The sequence below is a fragment of the Alishewanella tabrizica genome (genome assembly GCF_014652375.1).
Classification (GTDB): domain Bacteria; phylum Pseudomonadota; class Gammaproteobacteria; order Enterobacterales; family Alteromonadaceae; genus Alishewanella; species Alishewanella tabrizica.
Genome location: NZ_BMYR01000014.1, coordinates 25,206 through 46,685, shown reverse-complemented (window position 1 = coordinate 46,685; position 21,480 = coordinate 25,206). Strand labels below are relative to the sequence as shown.

Here is a 21,480-nt window from a genome sequence, read left to right as displayed (position 1 = left end):
TCATGACAAAACAGATAAAACTTTCACAAATCGTTCCTGATCATCTTTATGGTAAGCGCTTAGATCAGGTTTTGGCCGAAATGTTCCCCGATTATTCGCGTTCGCGCATAAAAGATTGGATCTTGGCCGATGCGGTCTTGGTGAACCAGCAGCTTTGTAACACGCCTCGGCATAAAATGCTTGGCGGCGAGCAAATTGATATTCATGCTGCGCTACCAGAAGATGAGCGTTTTGAAGCAGAGCCTATCGATCTCAATATTATTTTTGAAGATGAACATATATTAGTTATTAACAAACCTGCGGGTTTAGTAGTGCATCCGGGCGCGGGAAATAGCGAAGGCACCCTGTTAAATGCCTTATTGCATCATTGTCCGGGAATTGCTGAAGTACCTAGAGCAGGTATTGTGCATCGACTGGATAAAGATACAACAGGATTAATGGTGATTGCGAAAACCATACCGGCGCAAACGCATTTGGTTGAGGCTATGCAAGCACGTGAAATTACGCGTGAGTACGAGGCAGTGTGTTACGGCGCAATGACCGGCGGCGGGCTAGTTAATCGTCCTCTTGGGCGGCATCCCACTAAACGAACCTTGATGGCTGTTATTGAGAACGGTAAGCCTGCTGTCACGCATTATCGTGTTATGGAGAAATACCGCGCGCATACCCGTTTACGCTTGCGTTTGGAAACCGGCAGAACGCATCAAATTCGAGTACATATGACGTTTATCAGTCATCCGCTTGTTGGTGATCCAGTCTATGGTGGTCGGCCAAGACCGCCACGCCAAGCTGAAGAAAGTTTATTGGTAATGATGCGTAACTTTAAACGCCAAGCGTTGCACGCCATCATGTTAAAACTAGCCCATCCCATCACAGGACAACTATTAGAGTGGCATGCCCCTTTACCTGATGATATGGTGGCCTTGAATAATGCACTGCGTGCTGATACCCAAAAGCACGGTATGGATTTTGTGTAAACGCCAAAGCTAAGGAACTTAAATGCCCCTTTCACGCCTTACCGAGAATTTATTGGTGCCAGATTGGCCTGCGCCATTAAATGTCCGTGCGGTAAGCTCTACTCGCGTTGGCGGTTGTTCAAGAGGCGTGTTTGACAGTTTTAATCTCGGCGATCATGTGGGTGATGAACCGCAACATGTGCAGCATAATCGGCAGCGTTTTCAAGATCTATCCGGTATGCCAACTGCGCCATTATGGTTACAGCAGGTGCATGGCACGAACGTGGCACAACCTGAATTAGTCACTTACGCTAACACAGCACCGATTATGGCTGATGCCGCATATAGCAAACAGCCTAAGCGTGTGTGTGTAGTGATGACGGCCGATTGTTTGCCTATATTATTGTGTGACAAGGCTGGACGAGAAGTGGCTGCAATCCATGCCGGCTGGCGTGGTTTAGCCAGTGGCGTGATTGAAGAAACGCTTAAACACTTTCAGGCAAGCTCTGAGACTATTTTAGCGTGGCTCGGACCTGCAATTAGTAAAAGTGCGTTTGAAGTTGGGGCCGAGGTGCGTAATACCTTTATCCAACATCAGGCCATGGCTGAGGCCGCATTTCAGCCAACGGCTCAGGGTAAATACTTAGCCGATCTCTACTTATTGGCTAAGCAACGTTTAATGGCGCAAGGCGTCAATGCCATTTATGGTGGCGATTATTGTACTTATCAGCAACCTGCACAGTTTTTTTCCTATCGGCGCGATGGCCAAACAGGCCGCATGGCCAGTGCGATTTGGTTAGACTAGTCAATACTTTTATGATCTAAGTCAAATTTTTGACGTCTATTGCTTGAAAATTCTGCAATGCTCCCCAATTTTAGGGTATATCAACGCTTAATGATGCTTGTAGGAGCCCTCTCATGCGATTAGATAAATTCACTGCAAAATTTCAAGAAGCCATTGCCGATGCACAATCGCTGGCACTAGGTCGTGATCAACAATTTATTGAACCCGTACACCTGATGTTTGCCTTACTCAACCAAGAGGGTGGTACGGTTCGAGAATTACTTAACAAGCTGGCGATTAACTTCAACGAATTACGTTCTAAAGTCAGTCAAGCCATCGAACGTTTACCTCGCGTAGAAGGCCAAGCGGCCAATTTACAACTTGCTGCTAGTACCGCGCAATTATTACAGCAGTGCGATAAGCTGGCGCAAAAACGTAAAGACCAATTTATTTCCAGTGAGTTATTTGTTTTAGCCGCAACTGAAGATAAATCGGAACTCGGTCGCATATTACAGTTGTTAGGTGTCACGGCTAACAATATCAATGCCGCTATTGAACAACTGCGTGGTGGTCAGAAGGTCGATGATGTTAATGCTGAAGATACGCGCCAAGCGTTAACAAAATATACTATTGATTTAACTGCCAGGGCTGAAGCGGGTAAATTAGATCCTGTTATCGGTCGAGATGAAGAAATTCGTCGTTGTATTCAAGTATTGCAGCGCCGCACCAAGAATAATCCCGTACTCATCGGTGAGCCTGGCGTGGGTAAAACTGCAATTGTCGAAGGGTTAGCTCAGCGTATTATCAATAAAGAAGTCCCAGAGGGATTAAAAGATAAACGCGTCTTGTCTTTAGATATGGGTTCCTTGCTCGCTGGCGCTAAATATCGTGGTGAATTTGAAGAGCGCCTAAAAGCTGTGCTCAGTGATGTGGCCAAAGAAGAAGGCCAGATTATTTTATTTATTGATGAAATCCATACCATGGTGGGAGCTGGCAAAGCGGATGGCGCCATGGACGCGGGTAATATGCTCAAACCTGCGTTAGCACGTGGCGAATTGCATTGCTTGGGCGCAACAACCTTAGATGAATATCGTAAATACATTGAGAAAGATGCCGCTTTAGAGCGCCGTTTTCAAAAGGTGTTAGTAGAAGAGCCGAGTGTCGAGGATACCATTGCGATTCTTCGCGGTTTAAAAGAACGCTACGAGTTACATCATGCGGTAGAAATTACTGATCCGGCAATCGTTGCTGCAGCCACGCTGTCTCATCGTTATGTTAGCGATAGGCAATTACCTGACAAAGCAATAGATTTAATTGATGAAGCCGCGTCGAGTATTCGGATGCAAATGGATTCTAAGCCGGAAGAGTTAGATCGGTTAGAACGGCGGATCATCCAATTAAAACTCGAAGATAATGCCCTAGCAAAGGAAGCCGACGACGCCAGTAAAAAGCGGCGTGATGGGATACAAGAACAGATCCAAGAGCTAGACAGCCGTTATAACGAGTTAGATGAAGTGTGGGAGTCTGAAAAAGCGGCATTGCAAGGCACTCAAAATATCAAAGCCGAGTTAGAGCAAGCACGGCTAGATTTAGAGGTTGCGCGTCGCGCCAGTGATCTACAGCGAATGTCAGAATTGCAATATGGACGCATTCCCGAGTTAGAGAAAAAGTTAGATTTAGCATCGCAAGCGGAAATGCAAGAGATGACCTTGCTGCGTAATAAAGTGACAGAGCATGAAATAGCCGATGTGTTATCAAAAGCAACGGGTATTCCCGTCAGTAAAATGCTTGAGGGCGAGCGCGATAAGTTATTACGCATGGAGCAGGCTTTACATAACAACGTGGTCGGGCAGCATGAAGCGGTGGCGGCAGTCTCAAACGCTATTCGTCGCTCGCGTGCCGGCTTAGCTGATCCCAATAAGCCCATCGGTTCCTTTTTGTTTTTAGGGCCTACTGGGGTTGGGAAAACAGAATTAACCAAAGCGTTAGCCAGGTTTTTATTTGATAGCCCTGAAGCAATGATTCGAATTGATATGTCGGAGTTTATGGAAAAACACGCTGTATCAAGGCTGGTCGGTGCGCCCCCAGGGTATGTAGGCTATGAAGAGGGGGGGTATTTAACTGAAGCAGTAAGGCGCAAACCTTATTCAGTGATTTTGTTAGATGAGGTAGAGAAAGCGCATCCTGATGTATTTAATATTTTACTGCAGGTGTTAGACGATGGGCGTTTAACCGATGGGCATGGCCGAACCGTGGATTTTAAAAATACGGTAATTATCATGACATCTAATCTTGGTTCAGACCTGATACAAGAGCATTATCGTGAATTTAGTTACACTCAGATGAAAGAGATGCTGATGGGGGTTTTAGCCAAACAGTTTCGGCCAGAGTTTTTGAATCGATTGGATGAAACCGTTGTTTTCCATCCATTAGATAGCGTTCAAATTAAACAAATTGCACGTATTCAGCTCAAACGTTTGGAACAACGTTTACAACAACGTGATTATCAGTTGCAGGTGAGTGAAGCTGCTTTAGATACGTTAGCGGCAGTGGGTTTTGATCCATTGTTTGGTGCCAGACCGTTAAAGCGAGCAATCCAACAACACTTGGAGAATGCATTGGCACAGTCTTTATTGCAAGGTCACTTTTTGCCTGGTAGTACCATTATGGTTGACCATGATGGCGAACACTTTACTATTCAGACTAAATAACACCCCATAAATGACACTGTTAAGGCGTTGCTGAGCAACGCCTTTTTATTTCAAACTCGGCCAGCAGTCTTTGCTGTTCTCGCTCATCATCGGTAATAAGCCGCATTTCTGTAGTATTAGTGGTGGTGTTTAGCACACGGGTAAATAATTCTTGTTGGTTTTTTAGTAATTCCAGCTGATTTTTGGCCTGCTGACATAACGCAGGATCAACGGTATCGCCGACAGTGCCAGCTTCAGCCTCACGTGGCGTCGCAGCTCGGCTAGATTGTACCGAGAGTAATTGGTAATCACCGTTAGGGGGAGGCTGCTGGCTGAAATGTGTAACGCCTTTGCTGTCTTGCCAGCTGTATACCGTTTGGGCTGATAGTGATGCATTGCTGGCAAACCCAACAACGAACAATAAGAGAAGCTGCACTTTTGCCATGGTTCTATCCATGTTATGTTATGTTCTTTATAATCATTGTAATCTTTTTTTTAGAAGTTGCCTTATGACAGACTCAAAAAATACTGAAAATAGTCCTCGCAAAGGGATTTACTTGTTACCTAACTTACTGACCACTGCAGGGTTGTTCTCCGGCTTTTTTGCGATTGTGTCCTCAATGAATGGCCGTTTCGAAGCTGCCGCTGTGGCGATATTCATCGCGATGATTTTCGACGGATTGGATGGGCGTGTGGCACGGTTAACCAATACGCAAAGTGAATTTGGTGCGCAGTATGACAGTATGTCTGATTTGTTAGCTTTTGGTGTTGCGCCTGCCTTGGTTGCCTATAATTGGGCATTAGCCGATCTGGGTAAATTTGGCTGGTTAGCCGCTTTTGTCTATGTTGCTTGTGCCGCATTGCGTTTGGCGCGGTTTAATGCCAATTTAGGTGTTACTGATGGTCGTTTTTTCCAAGGACTTGCCAGTCCAGCTGCTGCGGCACTGGTTGCAGGTATGGTGTGGAATGGCACAAGCTTTCAAATTGATGGCGACAAATATGGCTACATTGTAGGCTTAATTACTATTGCGACTGGCTTCTTGATGGTCAGTAATTTTCGCTATAACTCTTTTAAAACCCTTAATTGGCGTGATCGTGTCTCCTTTTTAACAATATTGCTGGTAGTGGTGGTATTCGTGGTGATTGCATCAAAACCTGCGCAAATGTTGTTTTTGATTTTTGCGATATACGCGTGCTCTGGTCCTATAACCACGTTTCGCAGTGTTCGCAAATTAAAATTAGAACATGTCGTTGGCGATTCTGATGATGCTGATTTTTTAGATGAACACGCTAACTCTGCAGAAAAAAAACAGAGCAAACCAGAAGATAACACGTAATTTTGGGTGTAACGCGCGATTTAATGCGCGTAACGCACCGACCAAGAGTTTGTTAGGTTACTGGCTGTGTTCAGATTAGCGCAAATTTGCAGCGGTATTCTGACCTTAAGTATGTGCCCTATATTGAAAATTGTTGTGTTATCCCCCATTTGGTGGGGGATAACTTGTTAAATAAGGAATAATCTTGGTCTCCAGCATTACGCAACGCCTTACTGCTCTGCAGCAAAGTGGCCATACTCAATCGATCGTCGGTATCAAACGCGGTATTGAGCGAGAAACGTTAAGAGTAAATGCAGATGGGAGTTTGGCGCAAAGTGCCCATCCTTTAGCGCTGGGCTCAGCATTAACCCATCCGTGGATTACCACGGATTTTTCTGAGTCATTGCTTGAGTTTATTACACCTGCAACTGCAGATATTGATACAACAATTAAGCAACTTACCGATATTCATCGATTTACATTGCGGCAATTGGGTGCAGAACGCATCTGGCCTGCCAGTATGCCATGCTATATTGCTGATCAGCACCAGATCCCATTAGCGTTTTATGGAAATTCAAATATTGGACGCATGAAAACCTTGTACAGACAAGGTTTAAAAAATCGTTATGGTAGTATGATGCAAGCTATTAGTGGTGTGCATTTTAACTTTTCACTGCCCAATAGCTTTTGGCTAGCCTATCAAACCCTGCTGGCCGACCAACGGCCATTGCAAGATTTTGTGTCTGATCAATACTTGTCATTAATTCGAAATTACAAACGTAATGCGTGGCTGATTGTCTATTTGTTTGGTGCGTCACCGGCCATGTGTAAATCATTTTTAGAGGGCCGCACTTCTCGTTACTCGTTTCAAAGTTTAGGTGAAGGCACCGTTTATTTACCTTACGCAACCTCATTAAGAATGAGTGATTTAGGGTATACCAACAGTGCACAATCAAGTTTAAATATTACCTATAACACCTTGCCAGAATACATTGCTGGCTTACATTCGGCGATTAGCCAGCCGTCTGTCGAATATCAAAATATTGGCATTAAGGTTGACGGTGTTTATCAACAACTGAATGCGAATGTGCTGCAAATAGAAAACGAGTTTTACTCTACTATTAGACCGAAACGGACTACCGAGTCGGGAGAGCGGCCTACCTGCGCGTTGGCTAAACGTGGGGTGGAGTATATTGAAGTGCGAGCATTAGATGTCAATCCGTTTAGTCCGGTAGGGATCACGGCTGAGCAGATGCACTTTTTAGATATTTTCTTGGTGTATTGTTTACTTGAACAGAGCCCCTCTTTATCTGCTGCTGAACAAACCATTACCGAGCAAAACCTGAAAAAAGTGGTAACGGATGGTCGTCGCATTAATTTAGAGCTGATACAAGATGGTCAGCCGCGTTTAATGCAGGATTGGGCGGAACAGATATTTGCCGACATGATGCCGATCGCGCGTTGGCTAGATGACGCTTATAACAGTAACCGTTATCAAGGCGCGCTTAAACAATACTATTTATCGTTGCTAGATCCTGCTCAAACGCCCTCTGGGAAAGTATTAAATCATTTGATCAGTCAACGCAAAGACAACGGTCGTTACATGCGACAATTAGCGGAAGCGTACCAGCAGCAATTGTTACAAGAGCCTTACCAACTATATACCGAGTCGGCGTTCAGTGAAGCAGTAACTACCTCTTTACAGCAGCAAAAAGACATTGAGGCAAGTGATACTCTTAGTTTTGACGAGTATATCCAACAATACTTTGCGGAGGTTCCGGCTTGCGAACAAACGCTTTAAATCAGTGTTGTCGCCAAAAAAAACGGCTACCAGAGGTAGCCGTGAAGGAGAATCCAGGGAAAACAAAAACTTGGTTGAATCCATTCATTTCATTAGAATCATGTTCATGCAGATAGTTCAAAAATCATTAAAAAAAATTAGTTTATTTTTTTTGTTTGGAGCTAGCCTACTGTTATCAGGCTGTGCAACCCCACCGCCACAAGACACTTCAAATATTTGTGAGATTTTTGGTGAGCATCGCGCGTGGTATCACGCTACCGCCAAGGCTAGCGATAAATGGGGTGTCCCCATTGCCATTCCCATAAGTATTATGTATCAAGAAAGTGGTTTTCGGCACAATGCTAAACCGCCAATGCGCTATTTTTTGGGCTTTATTCCTTATGGCCGTGGCAGCTCTGCCTATGGGTACTCTCAAGCTCAAACCCCAGCTTGGAATGATTACGTGACCGATACCAATCGCTTTTTTGCGCGGCGAACCAATTTTGATGATGCCGTCGATTTTATTGGTTGGTATATCCATAAAACGCATCAAGTGAATAACATTCCCAAGGATGATGCGTATCGGCTTTACTTGAACTACCATGAAGGTTGGGGCGGCTATCGGCGGGGAACCTATCGTAATAAAAGGTGGTTAATCAACACGGCTCGGCGCGTTGATGACCGTGCAACACTGTATCAGCAACAGTTAAGACGTTGCGAAAAAGAATTGCAACGAGGTTGGTTAGGACGATTATTTTTCGGTTAGTGGTGTGAGCATTTCATAGTGTGCTTGTGACGAGACTAGATACCAAGCCGCTATCTAGTTGTTACCATGATTGCAGTATCCACTCTTGGAATGCGTTGTTAGGATGACGCCAAGATTAAGCGTACTGTTTTAATCATGTTATCGTGCACTTCAACAATTTCAATTGGATACCCTGCTAGTTTAACACTCATTTTACCTTGCGGGATCTCTTCTAAATGCTCAAGCAGTAAGCCGTTTAAGGTTTTTGGTCCATCAGTCGGAAACTCAAGCTGCATTTGTCGGTTGAGTTCGCGCAAGCTGATACTGCCATCAATTAAGAATGAGCCATCGGGTTGCTTCATAATGTCTTCATTACTGTCTTCAACAATGTCGGTCGTAAACTTACCCACAACTTCTTCGAGGATGTCTTCAAGCGTAACTAACCCTTGAATATCACCATATTCATCTACAACTAAACCAATGCGCTCTTTGGTGCTTTGAAACTTTAATAATTGGGTATTGAGTGCGGTACCCTCGGGTATGTAATAAATTTCATGTACTGAACGTAATAAAGTGGCTTTAGTAAATTGTTCTTTTAATAATAATCTCACCAGATCGCGTGGATGAATAAAGCCAAGTGCATCATCGATGTTATCGCGGTAAAGTAAGATACGGCTATGCAATGTATTGGCTAGTTGTCGAATGATATCTTTCCACTCATCATTAATATCAATACCAATAATTTCGTTACGTGGGATCATAATGTCTTCAACCGTGACATTTTCTAGATCTAAAACGCCCACGAGCATGCTTTGGTGTTGCTCTGGAATTAATGCGCCCGCTTCATGCACAACAGTACGCAATTCTTCAGCGCTTAAGCTATTTCCCTGATGACGCTCTGGGCTAACACCCAGTAAGGCAAGTAAGCCATTAGTCACCTTATTGAGTAAAAAAACAAAAGGGTAAAATACCTTTAATAACACACGTAAGATCACGGATGCCGGAAAGGCCACACGTTCAGGATAGAGTGCTGCCAGCGTTTTGGGTGTCACTTCGGCAAAAATAAGTACGACTAAGGTGAGTGCGATTGGTGCTATAGCAAGGCCCAGGTCGCCATAAAGCCGTTGGCCAATTAAGGTTGTTACAGTGGCGGCTGCAATATTGACTAAGTTGTTGCCAATTAAGATCAAGCCAATCAAACGATCAGGACGTTTTAGTAATAAGCTGACGCGTTTTGCTGCTTTGTTATTCTCGTTTTCTAGGTGTTTTAGACGATAAGGATTTACCGACATCATGCCGGTTTCAGAGCCGGAGAAGAAAGCAGAAAGTACCAGTAACACGCCTAGTATAATGAATAGGGTGCCAGTCGAAATCGCGTCCAAGAATTAAATACCTATATAGCCAAACAAAATAAGAGCGTTAAAAACGGTTAAGCAGTACTTCTTTAACAAAACGGCTGCCAAAATAGGCCAGTGTTAATAAAATAGTGCCTGTAAGCGTTAGTGTAATGGCTGTTTTGCCGCGCCAACCTAAACGTGCATGTCCCCAACACAGAAGGATAAATATCCCCAATGCCAATGAACTTAACAGACTTTTATGCTCAAGCCAATTAGTTGTGTAAGGAATACCGCTTAACAGCCCCAATGCTAATAACAGCGTGCCTGCAGCCAGCAGTCGGAATTGTAAGTTTTCGGCTTGCATCAGAGGCGGTAAAAAGCGGCTTACGCCCGAGAAATCCTTATGTTTCAGCTTATAACTAATATAGGCCACCTGCACTGAATATAAGGTGGCCATAAGCAATACTACATAGGCGGTAAATGCGAGCGTAATATGCGCTATTAACCCTGGGCTATGCTGTAAATGTTGTATTTGTACTGAGCTTGGTACGACTAAGGTCGTGAGTAAGAGAACCGCCGCAAAGGTATAAACTAACGGTAACAATAAAATAGCGGGTGTACGCAGCGATGTAAGGGTTATTGAAAGCGTGATTAACCAGCAGACGAGTGAACTCACATTGCTTAAATTAAAGTTTTGACCCTCGGTGGTAAAAATGGCATCCGTTAGGGTAAGCATATGCAATACCACGGCTAAGGTAGCCGCGCCAAATACCAGTTTGAAGTTTGGCCCCGCTGGATGAAATAAACGCAGCACAATCGCAAAGGTTGCGACTAAATAAGCAAGCAGCGCCAGCGCAGGAAACAACGTAGGCATTCTTAACACTCCATTGATGCGATAAGTTTGTTATTGTATACACAAATAGATGCAAGATGCGAGCATCCAGCATGCTTTGCACGTTCAATGTCAGCGTCTTAAGTGGCTGACGAATGCATGGCAAAAGAGTATAATCATTTCAATTTATGAATACGGGTCACTGTTATGTTTGAAAACCTGTCAGATCGTTTAAGCCGTACGCTTAAAAATATTAGCGGTCGCGGTCGTCTCACCGAAGACAACATCAAAGAAACTTTACGTGAAGTACGTATGGCATTGCTGGAAGCTGATGTCGCATTACCTGTTGTGCGGGATTTTATCAATCAGATAAAAGAGCGTTCTGTTGGTTTGGAAGTAAGTAAGAGCTTAACGCCAGGCCAAGAGTTTCTGAAAATTGTGCGTAAAGCGTTAGAAGACGCGATGGGTGAAGCCAATCAGGAATTGGCATTAAATACGCAGCCACCTGCAGTTATTCTGATGGCAGGCTTACAAGGTGCCGGTAAAACCACCTCTGTAGGCAAGCTGGCGAAGTTTTTAACAGAGCGTAAAAAGAAAAAGGTATTAGTGGTTTCGGCCGACGTTTATCGGCCTGCGGCGATTAAACAATTAGAAACACTGGCTAAAGATATTGGGGTTGAGTTCTTCCCAAGTGATATTTCACAGGCGCCAGTGGCTATTGTTAATGCAGCCATAACCCATGCAAAAACGCGTATGTTTGACGTGCTACTGGTTGATACGGCCGGTCGTTTGCATGTTGACACCGAGATGATGGATGAAATTAAAGCGCTGCACGCGGCAGTAAAACCCATTGAGACCTTGTTTGTGGTGGATGCCATGACCGGGCAAGATGCGGCGAACACGGCAAAAGCCTTTAACGAAGCCTTGCCGCTAACCGGTATTATCCTCACTAAAGCCGATGGTGATGCACGGGGCGGTGCGGCACTGTCAATTCGGCATATCACGGGTAAACCTATCAAATTTATCGGTACCGGCGAAAAAACCGATGCCTTGGAGCCCTTCCATCCAGACCGCATTGCATCACGCATTTTAGGTATGGGTGATATGCTCAGTTTAATTGAAGAACTTGAGCAAAAGGTCGACAAAGAAAAAACAGCGAAAATGGCGCAAAAAATGATGAAAGGCAAAGGCTTTTCATTAGAAGATTTTCGTGAGCAGTTGGTGCAAATGCGTAGTATGGGCGGCATGATGTCATTAATGGATAAGCTGCCAGGGATGAAAAACCTGCCAGCTGGCGCAGCCAGCCAGTTGGATGAAAAGCAATTTGTGAAAATGGAAGCCATAATTAATTCCATGACCCCAAAAGAGCGTGAGTTTCCTGATTTACTAAAAGGCTCACGTAAAAAACGTATTGCGACAGGTTCTGGCACCGAAGTACAAGATATCAATAAGCTGCTGAAGCAATTTACCCAAATGCAAAAAATGATGAAGCAAATGCAGGGTAAAGGTGGGCTAATGAAAATGATGCGTGGCATGGGAGGCAAATTACCACCGGGTATGTTGCCGCCGCGGTAAGTCAGCTATTTTGCAGCCGACAACCAAAACTTTGCTGCGTAAGTTTGGCGTTATGGGTTGCCAAGCCGTGAAATGCCTTGCATTCATGGTAAAAATCCGTACAATGCAGCAGCCTCCAGCCCGTCTGGGGGCTTTGTTATTTTTTAAAACCTGAACGATTAAAATTAGAGGACGGTATGGTAACTATTCGTTTACAACGTGGTGGCGCGAAAAAGCGTCCATTTTACCAAGTTGTGGTAGCGGACAGCCGTTTTGCTCGTGATGGCCGTTTTATTGAGCGTGTGGGTTTCTTTAACCCAATCGCCAGCGGTACTGAAGAGAAACTGCGTCTGGACCTGGATCGCGTTGAACACTGGGTAGCACAAGGTGCTGCATTAAGTGATCGCGTAGCCAATCTGGTAAAAAATGCTAAGAAAGTTGCGGCTTAATTAGCAAAGCGTGTGGAGTTGTCACTGTTGAGTGAAAAAGATTTTATTGTGCTCGGTAAGTTTGGTGCGGTTTATGGCATCAATGGCTGGCTAAAAATTAACTCCTACACGGATATCCCGGAAGGGATTTTTGATTACACACCCTGGCAAGTGAATTTTCAGGGTAACTGGCGGCAAGTGCAGATCAGTAGCTGGAAACGGCACAGTAATAGCTTAATTGCGAAGCTGACTGATATTAATGATCGTGATCTCGCACAATTGTATGTTAATGCCGATATCGCTGTTCCGGCTACTGCCTTACCGGCTTTAGACGAGGGCGATTTCTATTGGAAAGACCTTATGGGTTTAACCGTAGTAAACGAGCAAGGCTACAATTTAGGTGAAGTGACCGATTTAATGGAAACCGGATCTAACGATGTGTTAGTGGTGAAAGCCAACCGGACCGATGCATTTGGTAAGAGTGAGCGGTTAATCCCGTATCTTAACGATACTGTTGTCAAACACGTGGATTTAACAGCAAAGCAAATCTTAGTAGATTGGGACCCCGCGTTTTAATGCAGGAACAGCAAAGGTGGGTGGGCGTTGTCTCACTGTTTCCGGAAATGTTTCAGGCAATAACGCAATACGGTGTCACGGGTCGTGCTGTCAAGCAAGGTTTGATACAGTTACAGTGTTGGAATCCGCGGGATTATACTTCGGATAAGCACCGTACTGTAGATGATCGGCCTTATGGTGGTGGCCCTGGTATGCTAATGATGGTGCAGCCCCTAACCGACGCCATTCACGCAGCAAAACACGCTGCAGGAGAGGATGTCTATACGGTGTATTTATCGCCGCAAGGCCGTAAATTAGACCAGCAAGGTGTGGCTGAACTGGCAAAATACTCGAAGCTACTGTTAGTAGCTGGCCGTTACGAGGGAATTGACGAGCGCGTAATCGAATCCGAAATTGATGCTGAATGGTCAATTGGTGATTATGTATTAAGTGGTGGCGAATTGCCGGCGATGGTATTAATAGATGCCGTATCGCGCCTAGTACCCGGTGTACTAGGGCATGATTTATCAGCAGAGCAGGATTCGTTTGCAACTGGTTTGCTGGATTGCCCACACTATACGCGTCCTGAGGTGTTAGCAAACAAACAGGTGCCGGCAGTATTACTGAGCGGTCACCATGAAGAAATTAGACGCTGGCGTCTGAAGCAGGCTCTTGGTAGAACCTGGTTAAGACGGCCGGATATGTTAAATTCCCTGGCTCTGACTAAGGAGCAACGCAAATTACTGGCTGAATTCCAACAGGAACACCAAGCGTTGCAGCTGCAACAAGATAGTTAATTCCAGGTAAAGTGAGATTGTTATGAGCAAAGTTAGCCAAAACATCATCAAACAACTTGAACAGGAACAAATGAAGCAAGACGTTCCTGCATTCGCTCCAGGTGATACTGTAGTGGTTCAAGTTAAAGTTAAAGAAGGCGATAAAAGCCGTCTGCAGGCATACGAAGGCGTAGTTATCGCTAAGCGTAACCGTGGTCTGCACTCAGCCTTCACCGTCCGTAAAATCTCTAATGGCGAAGGTGTTGAGCGTGTATTCCAAACGCACAGCCCATTAATTGACAGTATTACTGTTAAGCGCCGTGGTGCGGTTCGCCGTGCTAAGCTTTACTACTTACGCGATCGTTCAGGTAAATCAGCGCGTATCCGCGAAAAGCTTAACTAAGCACCTGAGGCCGGCAATATTGCCGGCCTTGTTTTATATGTCGCTTAAGTCAACGTTATTGCCACCGCTTCCCACTCAAGCATTAGCACAGCTGGAACATCAGCTAGAAACACTTTTGTTGCGCCGTTTTGGTGAATTAACGGAACAGCAACTCTTAAGTATGTTACCTATAAAATCGTTGAGTCAGATAACTGAAGGCCAACATGCCTTATTTCAACGTCACTTTGTGCTTTACCATTTACTCTATCGGCTGGCAGAGCGCTGGCAGCTTGCGGAAATTGCGCATTTAGAGATTGGTCTAGCGCGTATTAACATCTCGCCTTGGCATGCGGGTTTACCTAAATTGGTAGATAGCAAGGCCGCGTATTATGCCGATTGGCAAAATTACTGGCGCATGACCCCCTTAGCGTTAAGTGAGCGATTGCAACAGTTTTGGCAATCGTATCAGCAACGTTATGGTGACATGACCCTGATCAATCTCACCGACGACGAGGCGCTTCAGCTATTACAGCTAGACTGGCCATGTTCGTTGCAAGAGTTAAAAAAAGCCTTTCGTAAACAATCATTAAAACATCATCCCGATCGCGGCGGTGACAAACACAGTTTTGTACGACTTTCTTTAGCGTATAAAAAAATCCTTCGTCGGTTTTAATTTGCCACGTTACTTCATCCTTTTGGCATGATGATCACCATACTGTAAGCCTTTGCTTGGTATGGTTTTAGCCTGATCTTTATTTTTGTAATTAAATTTGTACACAATCTATTTTTCTAAAATAAGGGGTAATCCTCATTTTTGTTGGCTTTCAGGGTTGACGCTGTGGCCGTCTATCCGTAAACTGCGTCAAGGTGTAATTTATAGATTACGTGCTGTAAGTTTAAGTTTACATAAGAAATGTGGTTAACATCCTTCGCAATTTTTATCTATGCTTTAACCCTGCAGCACAGCATTAGGAGCAGGTTAAATGAGTATGATTGTAGAAGATTTGCGTATTGTGGCGCAAAAGCCGCTAAGTTCGCCGGCGGTATTAAAAAAAGTGCTTCCGCTATCTGAGCAAGGTTCTGAGTTTGTTGCAAAAGCACGTGCCGATATTGCTAATATCATTCATGGCAAAGATAAGCGTTTATTAGTCGTTACAGGACCATGTTCTATCCATGATCCTGTCGCGGCTATCGAATATGCCCAAAAATTGAAAGCGTTGCAGCTAGCCTACAGCGACAGTTTATACATTGTGATGCGTGTCTATTTTGAAAAGCCGCGCACCACGGTGGGCTGGAAAGGGTTTATTAATGATCCGCATTTAGATGATTCGTTTGATTTAGAAACCGGTTTAACCTGGGGACGTGAGTTATTGTTAAAGATGGTTGAACTAGAATTGCCGGTGGCAACAGAAGCGCTAGATCCGATCAGTCCACAATACATGTCTGATTTAATTAGTTGGGCGGCCATTGGGGCGCGCACCGTAGAATCGCAAACGCATCGAGAGATGGCCAGCGGTTTATCGATGCCAGTAGGGTTTAAAAATGGTACTGACGGTAGCTTGAGTGTGGCGTTAAATGCTTTGCAATCAGCTGCCAGTGGGCATACGTTTTTCGGCATTAATCAAAAAGGCGAAGTGAGTTTAGTGCAAACGGCGGGTAACCCCGATGGGCATATCATTTTGCGGGGCGGTGTTAAGCCTAATTATGATGCTGATAGTATTAATGCGGCACTCGCGCAATTAGACGCATTACGCCTGCCACGTGGCATCGTCGTAGACTGTAGTCATGGTAATTCCAGCAAAGATCATAATCGTCAACCCACGGTTGCTGAAGCGGTAATAGCGCAGCGTTTAGCCGGTAACGAAGCCATTATTGGTATTATGCTCGAAAGTCATTTAAAAGCGGGTAATCAAAAGTTGATTAATGGTAAAGCCGAACATTATGGCGTGTCTATTACTGATGCGTGTATTGATTGGGAGACGACAACACAACTATTGGCGCGCTTGCATCAGCAAATGTTGCCTTTGCAAGCGGTGGCCTAAGCGATGACAGTAGACCAAGCTCAACAGGCGTTACAGCCACTGCGCGCTGAGATTGATGCGATTGATAGCGAACTGGTTAGGTTACTAGCCGCGCGTGCTAAGATCACCGCGCAGGTTGGGCAAGTTAAGCAACAGTATGCATTACCTGTTTATGTCCCTGAGCGTGAGCAATGTTTGTTGCAGGCGCGTCGTCAGCAAGCGGTAGACGCTGGCGTGTCACCGGAGTTAGTTGATGATGTCTTACGGCGTGTTATGCGTGAGTCTTATGCTACCCAAGATAATCATTTTGTCTGTTGCCGCCCAGCAGGAGGGAAAGTGGTGGTGGTAGGGGGGGCAGGCGCTTTAGGTGCGCGGTTTGTCAGTTTGTTTCAGCGGTCAGGTTATACAGTGGTGGTACTGGAACAAGAGGATTGGCCGCACGCGGCACACTTGTGTGAAAATGCCGTGCTGGTGTTATTGGCGGTGCCTATTACGCGCACTGAGCAAATCATTACTCAGTTACCTCCTTTAGGTGCAAATTGTGTGTTAGCCGATCTTACCAGTATAAAGGCTAAACCGTTAGCCGCCATGCTGGCGCAACATCAGGGACCGGTGGTGGGGTTACATCCGATGTTCGGTCCCCATATTAATAACTTGATTAAGCAAGTTGTCGTAGTGTGCCATGGTCGCTGCGCTGCAGACTATCAATGGTTGCTAAAACAATTAGTGATTTGGGGAGCCGAATTAGCCGAAAAAGCAGCAGATGAACATGATCATGCTATGCAATTAATTCAAGCAATGCGCCACTTTTCATCATTGGTATATGGCGTACATTTAGCGGAAGAGCACGCAGATCTGTCGGAACTGTTAACCTTAAGCTCACCTATTTATCGACTTGAACTGGCGATGGTTGGGCGCTTGTTTGCCCAAAATGCCGAGTTATATGCCGATATTATGCTGTCATCCAGTGATGTGGCTGCGTTACTTGAACGTTATCAACAACGCTTTACCCAGTTGCTGCACATATTACAAACGCAAGATAAAGCGGGCCTCATGGCCGAATTTGCAAAAGGACAGCACTTTTTTGGTGAGCTAGCGGGGCAATTCTTACAAGAAAGTAAGCATTTACTGCAAAAAGCGGCTGATGGGCGCAGTTAGCGCCCATCACAATCATTGATACATCTTATAAAACCTAAAGCAAGGTAAAGGCATACGCGTTTATTACGTTGATGACTTTTCCCTCTCACATGCGGGCCTTAGGTGTCTTTCCCCAATTGATAGAAGTCATAAATAATCTGCCAAGCGTGTTCTGGAGTGTCTACATACTGGATCAGATCGATATCTTGAGGGCTAATCAGCCCTTCTTCAACGAGCATCTCAAGGTTAATTAATTTTTGCCAAAATGCTTTATCGTAAAGGATCACGGGGACACGTTCCGCTTTTTTGGTTTGAATTAATGTCAGCGTTTCGAAAAGCTCATCCAAGGTACCAAAGCCTCCGGGGAAGGCGACTAACGCGCGAGCGCGCTGTAAAAAATGCATTTTACGAATAGCAAAGTAGTGAAATTGAAAACAAAACTCTGGTGTGATGTAAGGATTAGGGTGTTGTTCTTTTGGCAGCACAATATTTAAACCAATACTTTTGCCATTCGCATCCATTGCCCCTCGATTAGCGGCTTCCATAATTCCAGGTCCCCCACCACTGATAATCATCAGTGCGGCCTCGGGATGTTTGCTGCTATGCGCTGTTACCAGATGAGAAAAGGTTTGTGATGCAGCATAATACTGACTGTTACGACAATCACGTTGCGCCTTTTTAAGGGCACTGATTGTGCTAGGGTTATCTGGTTCAGTATTAAAAAGTTGTTGTACTTGTTGAAGTTGTAGCTGAGCTTGCTCAGGCGATAAGAAGCGCGCACTGCCAAAAACCACCACTGTAGCATTAACATTATGCTGATCTAATACCAATTGCGGCTTTAGATACTCTAATTGTAAACGAACGTGCCGCAATTCATCTTGCATCAGGAAGCGACTATCTGCAAAAGCCAGTTTGTAGGAATCGTGATCTTGCAAACGCGTTATGGCGTCTAAAGATTCTTGCGCAGTGGTAAAGTGGCGTTGATAAAGGGTATTGTGTTCAGACATTCATAAAGCTCCATGCCAGTAATTTTCTGCACCATTGTTTGACATAGCGCAGGAAACTTTTCTAGGGTTGGGTTATAACAGATAAGTACGCCTAAGCTCAAGTTAGCGTGAGCCAATCGGCTAGCCATATCGGCGATAACACTTTACAAGGCTCACTATGTTGTCTGATATTTTTATGGGGTTAGGCGCGCTGGGTTTACTTCTGCTTGGCATGGATTGGTTAAGTAAAGGTCTAAAAACGGCGGCTGGCCCCGCCCTAATGCAGTTTCTACAACGTTGGACAGCAAAGCCTTGGCAAGGGGTGATGTTTGGTACGGCCGCGACAATTGCGGTGCAATCGTCCACCGTTTTAACAGTGACGACTATCGGTTTTGTTAATGCTGGGATAGTGTCGCTGCAAAATGCTGCATTTGTAATTTATGGCAGTAACGTGGGGACCTCGTTAACTGGTTGGTTTGTGGCGCTGGTGGGATTGCAGTTTAAAATTGATACGCTGGCGCTTCCAATGGTGGGTATTGGCGCGATATTAAAATTATTTGCTAAACAAAACCGCGCTCAGAGCATCGGTGAAGCGCTAATTGGTTTCGGTTTATTTTTTTTAGGATTGGCCTATTTAAAAAATAGCTTTGATGCTGTGTTTGTTGATATTGAATTTGCAGCCTTAAGTCAACTGGGCTTCTGGGGGATTATTCTTGGCGTCCTAATAGGAACGTTTCTTAGTGTGGTTATGCAAGCATCTATAGCGGTGATTGCGCTGGTAATTACTGCGGTATCTTCAGGGGTGTTACCCTTAGCGCTGGCCGCAGCGTTTGTCATCGGCGCTAATCTTGGTACGACTTCAACAGCGATTTTCTCTACTTTAGCGGCTACAGCTAAAGCCAAACGTTTAGCAATGCTGCATGTCATTTTTAATGTTATTACTGGGGTTACGGCAATATTAATCTTAAACCCGTTACTCTGGCTAATTAGTTTATTACAAGACGCGTTATTTCACGATCCTAATCCAGCAATTAGTTTAGCGCTATTTCATACGTTATTTAATGTGCTCGGTGTTATGTTGATGTGGCCACTCACCAAATGGGTTGTACAATTTTTAGATAACCGCTTTCAAACGCAGCGGATTGGACAACTGCGGGTACTGGATGCTTCTAGTTTAAGTATCCCAGCCGTTGCGATTAAAACGCTGAGTATCGAATGTTTACGTGTAGGCCAATTAATTAGTAGCCAGGCATTATTACTCAGTAAAGGACAGCCTTTAAACAGTGATACGCAGGCACAGATCCGAGAATTACAAAACAGCATTAATCATTATTTACTGCAGTTAGGAAAAAGCCCTTTGGCTGAGCGCGAAGCAAAGGCGTTAAACGCGCTGGTGAAAAATTTATTGCGATTAGAGATGACACTACAGTTGCTCCCAGAGCTTGCCAAGCAGGCGCAGCGTGATGCGCAAATGTTTTTACCAGAACAAGCATTTTGGCAGCAGTTGGAAAATGCGCATTGGCCTGAAGATGCACAGACGGTTCGAAACGGCTATCGAGAATTAATACGACAACGACAGAAGTTAAAAGATCAGCTTTACTTACTGGTGTTAACCGAACGGGTAAGTAATGATTCAGGAGGCGATCAATTACTCCGTTTTGCCGAACTCCGTCGATTTAATCAGCAGTTAACTCGAGCGGTATTAGCACTGGCAAATTTGCAAGTACAAGCTGATAGCTCAAACTTTAAATCAAGCAATAAGGATGATCAACATGCCAGTTAATGCGAGTTTAACCTTTGTTGGGGCGGCCCAACAGGTCACAGGTTCATGCTATTTGTTGCAGTTAAATCAGCAGCAGTTTTTACTGGATTGTGGCATGGTGCAGGGTGCCGATCAGGTACGGGAATGGCATACATTCCGTTTTCCCTTTAAACCTAAAGAAATCGATGCGGTGATTTTATCGCATGCCCATATCGATCACAGTGGGTTATTGCCATTACTGGTTGCGAAAGGGTTTAAAGGTAAAATTTATTGCACGCCTGGAACCGCAGAATTGTTGCCTGTGTTACTCAAAGATTCAGTAAATTTATACTTAAAAGATTTAGAATGGCAAAATAAAAAAGCGGCGCGTGCAGGTAAAAAAATACATGAACCAGTAATGGCACTGAGAGATGTTGAACGGGTGTCTGAGCTGGTGCAAACACTTAGCTACAATAAACGCGGTTTTCCTTTGTTAGGTGTAGAGCTAGAGTTTGCAGATGCTGGCCATATTTTAGGTTCAGCTATCGTACAGCTCTGGCTCAAGGGAAAACACGCGATGCGTAAGTTGGTGTTCTCCGGCGATCTGGGAAATCCTGCTACGGTGTTATTACCCGCAGCAACAGTAATCGATCAGGCAGACATCGTACTGATGGAAAGTACCTATGGCAACCGCGATCACCAACCATTAGCTAATACAATCGAAGAATTTGCAACAGCGTTGTCAGAGGCTTTTGACGGGGGAGGAAACGTTTTCATCCCCGCTTTTGCTTTAGGACGTTCACAGGAAATTTTATATTATCTTGCATTGTTATATCGACAAGGGCGGTTAAAACAGCGTTTAGTGTTTCTTGATAGCCCGATGGCGATCAGTATTACCAAAATTTATGACGAGTATTTGCATCGGCTTGAGCAAGCTGATTTAGATCGTATTGGTTATAAAAAAGGCATGACGTTAGAACAACTTTTACCCATGCTAAAATTATCGGAAAGTGTCGAAGACTCAATGGCCATTAACCGCGTGACACATGGCGCAATCATTATTGCGGGTAGTGGCATGTGTAATGGTGGACGTATAGTGCACCATTTAAAACATAATCTTTGGAAAAACACCAATCATCTTATTTTTGTTGGTTTTCAGGCTCGAGGTACCTTAGGGCGACGGCTGGTAGATGGCGAAAAACGTGTGAAAATGTTTGGTCAGGAGATTGTGGTAAAAGCCAAAATCCATACTATCGGAGGATTCTCTGCCCATGCTGGTCAAGCAGAACTGTTGCAATGGGCAAAAGCAATTGCGGGGGAACCCGCTTTTTATCTGGTTCATGGCGAGCCTGAAGCGCAGCGTGTTTTACAGGATAAACTGGCAGATTTAGGGATCCGCGCGCAAATTCCAGCAAAAAGTGAAGTAATTGATTTTTAATCAATAAGCGGTGCCAACTGCT

General features: G+C 44.7%; 20 protein-coding genes. 16 read left to right on the top strand and 4 right to left on the bottom strand.

Annotated features, from left to right (window positions below):
• The first annotated feature begins 2 nt into the window (after positions 1 to 2).
• From rluD to clpB, 3 genes are all read left to right on the top strand, one after another.
• Complete coding sequence (rluD, locus tag IE070_RS15055) at positions 3 to 977, top strand: 23S rRNA pseudouridine(1911/1915/1917) synthase RluD (protein ID WP_189484023.1); 975 nt, start codon at positions 3 to 5, stop codon at positions 975 to 977.
• 22 nt (positions 978 to 999) lie between these two features.
• The gene (gene pgeF, locus IE070_RS15050) at positions 1,000 to 1,761 is read left to right on the top strand and encodes a peptidoglycan editing factor PgeF (protein ID WP_189484022.1); all 762 of its coding nucleotides are present in this window, start codon (positions 1,000 to 1,002) and stop codon (positions 1,759 to 1,761) included.
• 113 nt (positions 1,762 to 1,874) lie between these two features.
• A complete protein-coding gene (gene clpB / locus IE070_RS15045; RefSeq protein ID WP_189484021.1) occupies positions 1,875 to 4,451 on the top strand; it encodes an ATP-dependent chaperone ClpB in 2,577 nt (858 codons plus the stop codon).
• 19 nt (positions 4,452 to 4,470) lie between these two features.
• Here the strand turns inward: clpB and IE070_RS15040 are convergent, their stop codons facing one another.
• A complete protein-coding gene (locus IE070_RS15040) occupies positions 4,471 to 4,875 on the bottom strand; it encodes a DUF4124 domain-containing protein (protein ID WP_189484020.1) in 405 nt (134 codons plus the stop codon).
• 64 nt (positions 4,876 to 4,939) lie between these two features.
• Here IE070_RS15040 and pssA point away from each other — a divergent pair, with 64 nt between their 5' ends.
• The 3 genes from pssA to IE070_RS15025 all read left to right on the top strand — a co-directional run bounded on the left by pssA (position 4,940) and on the right by IE070_RS15025 (position 8,292).
• Complete coding sequence (gene pssA / locus IE070_RS15035) at positions 4,940 to 5,767, top strand: CDP-diacylglycerol--serine O-phosphatidyltransferase (RefSeq protein ID WP_189484019.1); 828 nt, start codon at positions 4,940 to 4,942, stop codon at positions 5,765 to 5,767.
• 184 nt (positions 5,768 to 5,951) lie between these two features.
• Positions 5,952 to 7,547, top strand: a complete 1,596-nt coding sequence (gene gshA / locus IE070_RS15030) for a glutamate--cysteine ligase (protein WP_189484018.1) — start codon at positions 5,952 to 5,954, stop codon at positions 7,545 to 7,547.
• A 106-nt stretch (positions 7,548 to 7,653) separates the two neighbouring features.
• A complete protein-coding gene (locus IE070_RS15025; protein WP_189484017.1) occupies positions 7,654 to 8,292 on the top strand; it encodes a transglycosylase SLT domain-containing protein in 639 nt (212 codons plus the stop codon).
• 98 nt (positions 8,293 to 8,390) lie between these two features.
• Here IE070_RS15025 and IE070_RS15020 read toward each other — a convergent pair whose 3' ends face one another.
• Both IE070_RS15020 and IE070_RS15015 read right to left on the bottom strand, forming a co-directional pair.
• Positions 8,391 to 9,653: an HlyC/CorC family transporter gene (locus tag IE070_RS15020; protein ID WP_189484016.1), complete on the bottom strand. Its 1,263-nt coding sequence runs from the start codon at positions 9,651 to 9,653 to the stop codon at positions 8,391 to 8,393.
• Positions 9,654 to 9,690: 37 nt separating this feature from the next.
• Positions 9,691 to 10,482 carry a cytochrome C assembly family protein gene (locus IE070_RS15015; protein ID WP_189484015.1) on the bottom strand — a complete coding sequence of 264 codons (792 nt, stop codon included), beginning with the start codon at positions 10,480 to 10,482 and terminating at the stop codon, positions 9,691 to 9,693.
• A gap of 165 nt (positions 10,483 to 10,647) precedes the next feature.
• Between IE070_RS15015 and ffh the strand changes: the two genes are divergently transcribed.
• The 8 genes from ffh (at position 10,648) to tyrA (ending at position 17,314) form a co-directional block, all read left to right on the top strand.
• Positions 10,648 to 12,015, top strand: coding sequence for a signal recognition particle protein (gene ffh / locus IE070_RS15010; RefSeq protein WP_189484014.1), 1,368 nt, complete (start codon positions 10,648 to 10,650; stop codon positions 12,013 to 12,015).
• Between the two features lie 176 nt (positions 12,016 to 12,191).
• Positions 12,192 to 12,443: a 30S ribosomal protein S16 gene (gene rpsP / locus IE070_RS15005; protein ID WP_189484013.1), complete on the top strand. Its 252-nt coding sequence runs from the start codon at positions 12,192 to 12,194 to the stop codon at positions 12,441 to 12,443.
• 18 nt (positions 12,444 to 12,461) lie between these two features.
• Positions 12,462 to 12,998: a ribosome maturation factor RimM gene (rimM, locus tag IE070_RS15000; protein ID WP_189484040.1), complete on the top strand. Its 537-nt coding sequence runs from the start codon at positions 12,462 to 12,464 to the stop codon at positions 12,996 to 12,998.
• A complete protein-coding gene (gene trmD / locus IE070_RS14995) occupies positions 12,998 to 13,774 on the top strand; it encodes a tRNA (guanosine(37)-N1)-methyltransferase TrmD (protein WP_189484012.1) in 777 nt (258 codons plus the stop codon). Before rimM ends, trmD begins: the two co-directional genes overlap by 1 nt.
• Positions 13,775 to 13,796: 22 nt before the next feature.
• A complete protein-coding gene (gene rplS / locus IE070_RS14990; protein ID WP_189484011.1) occupies positions 13,797 to 14,156 on the top strand; it encodes a 50S ribosomal protein L19 in 360 nt (119 codons plus the stop codon).
• A 37-nt stretch (positions 14,157 to 14,193) separates the two neighbouring features.
• Positions 14,194 to 14,808 (top strand): DNA-J related domain-containing protein, encoded by a 615-nt coding sequence (locus IE070_RS14985; protein ID WP_189484010.1) that lies wholly within the window; start codon positions 14,194 to 14,196, stop codon positions 14,806 to 14,808.
• Positions 14,809 to 15,124: 316 nt separating this feature from the next.
• Positions 15,125 to 16,177 carry a 3-deoxy-7-phosphoheptulonate synthase gene (locus tag IE070_RS14980; protein ID WP_308428962.1) on the top strand — a complete coding sequence of 351 codons (1,053 nt, stop codon included), beginning with the start codon at positions 15,125 to 15,127 and terminating at the stop codon, positions 16,175 to 16,177.
• A gap of 3 nt (positions 16,178 to 16,180) precedes the next feature.
• Entirely contained in the window at positions 16,181 to 17,314 is a 1,134-nt protein-coding gene (gene tyrA, locus IE070_RS14975) for a bifunctional chorismate mutase/prephenate dehydrogenase (RefSeq protein WP_189484008.1), read from the top strand.
• A gap of 98 nt (positions 17,315 to 17,412) precedes the next feature.
• Here the strand turns inward: tyrA and IE070_RS14970 are convergent, their stop codons facing one another.
• Positions 17,413 to 18,300: an LOG family protein gene (locus IE070_RS14970; protein WP_189484007.1), complete on the bottom strand. Its 888-nt coding sequence runs from the start codon at positions 18,298 to 18,300 to the stop codon at positions 17,413 to 17,415.
• Positions 18,301 to 18,457: 157 nt separating this feature from the next.
• Here IE070_RS14970 and IE070_RS14965 point away from each other — a divergent pair, with 157 nt between their 5' ends.
• Both IE070_RS14965 and IE070_RS14960 read left to right on the top strand, forming a co-directional pair.
• Positions 18,458 to 20,062, top strand: coding sequence for a Na/Pi cotransporter family protein (locus IE070_RS14965; protein WP_189484006.1), 1,605 nt, complete (start codon positions 18,458 to 18,460; stop codon positions 20,060 to 20,062).
• Positions 20,052 to 21,458: an MBL fold metallo-hydrolase RNA specificity domain-containing protein gene (locus tag IE070_RS14960; protein ID WP_189484005.1), complete on the top strand. Its 1,407-nt coding sequence runs from the start codon at positions 20,052 to 20,054 to the stop codon at positions 21,456 to 21,458. Before IE070_RS14965 ends, IE070_RS14960 begins: the two co-directional genes overlap by 11 nt.
• The last annotated feature ends 22 nt before the right edge of the window (positions 21,459 to 21,480 follow it).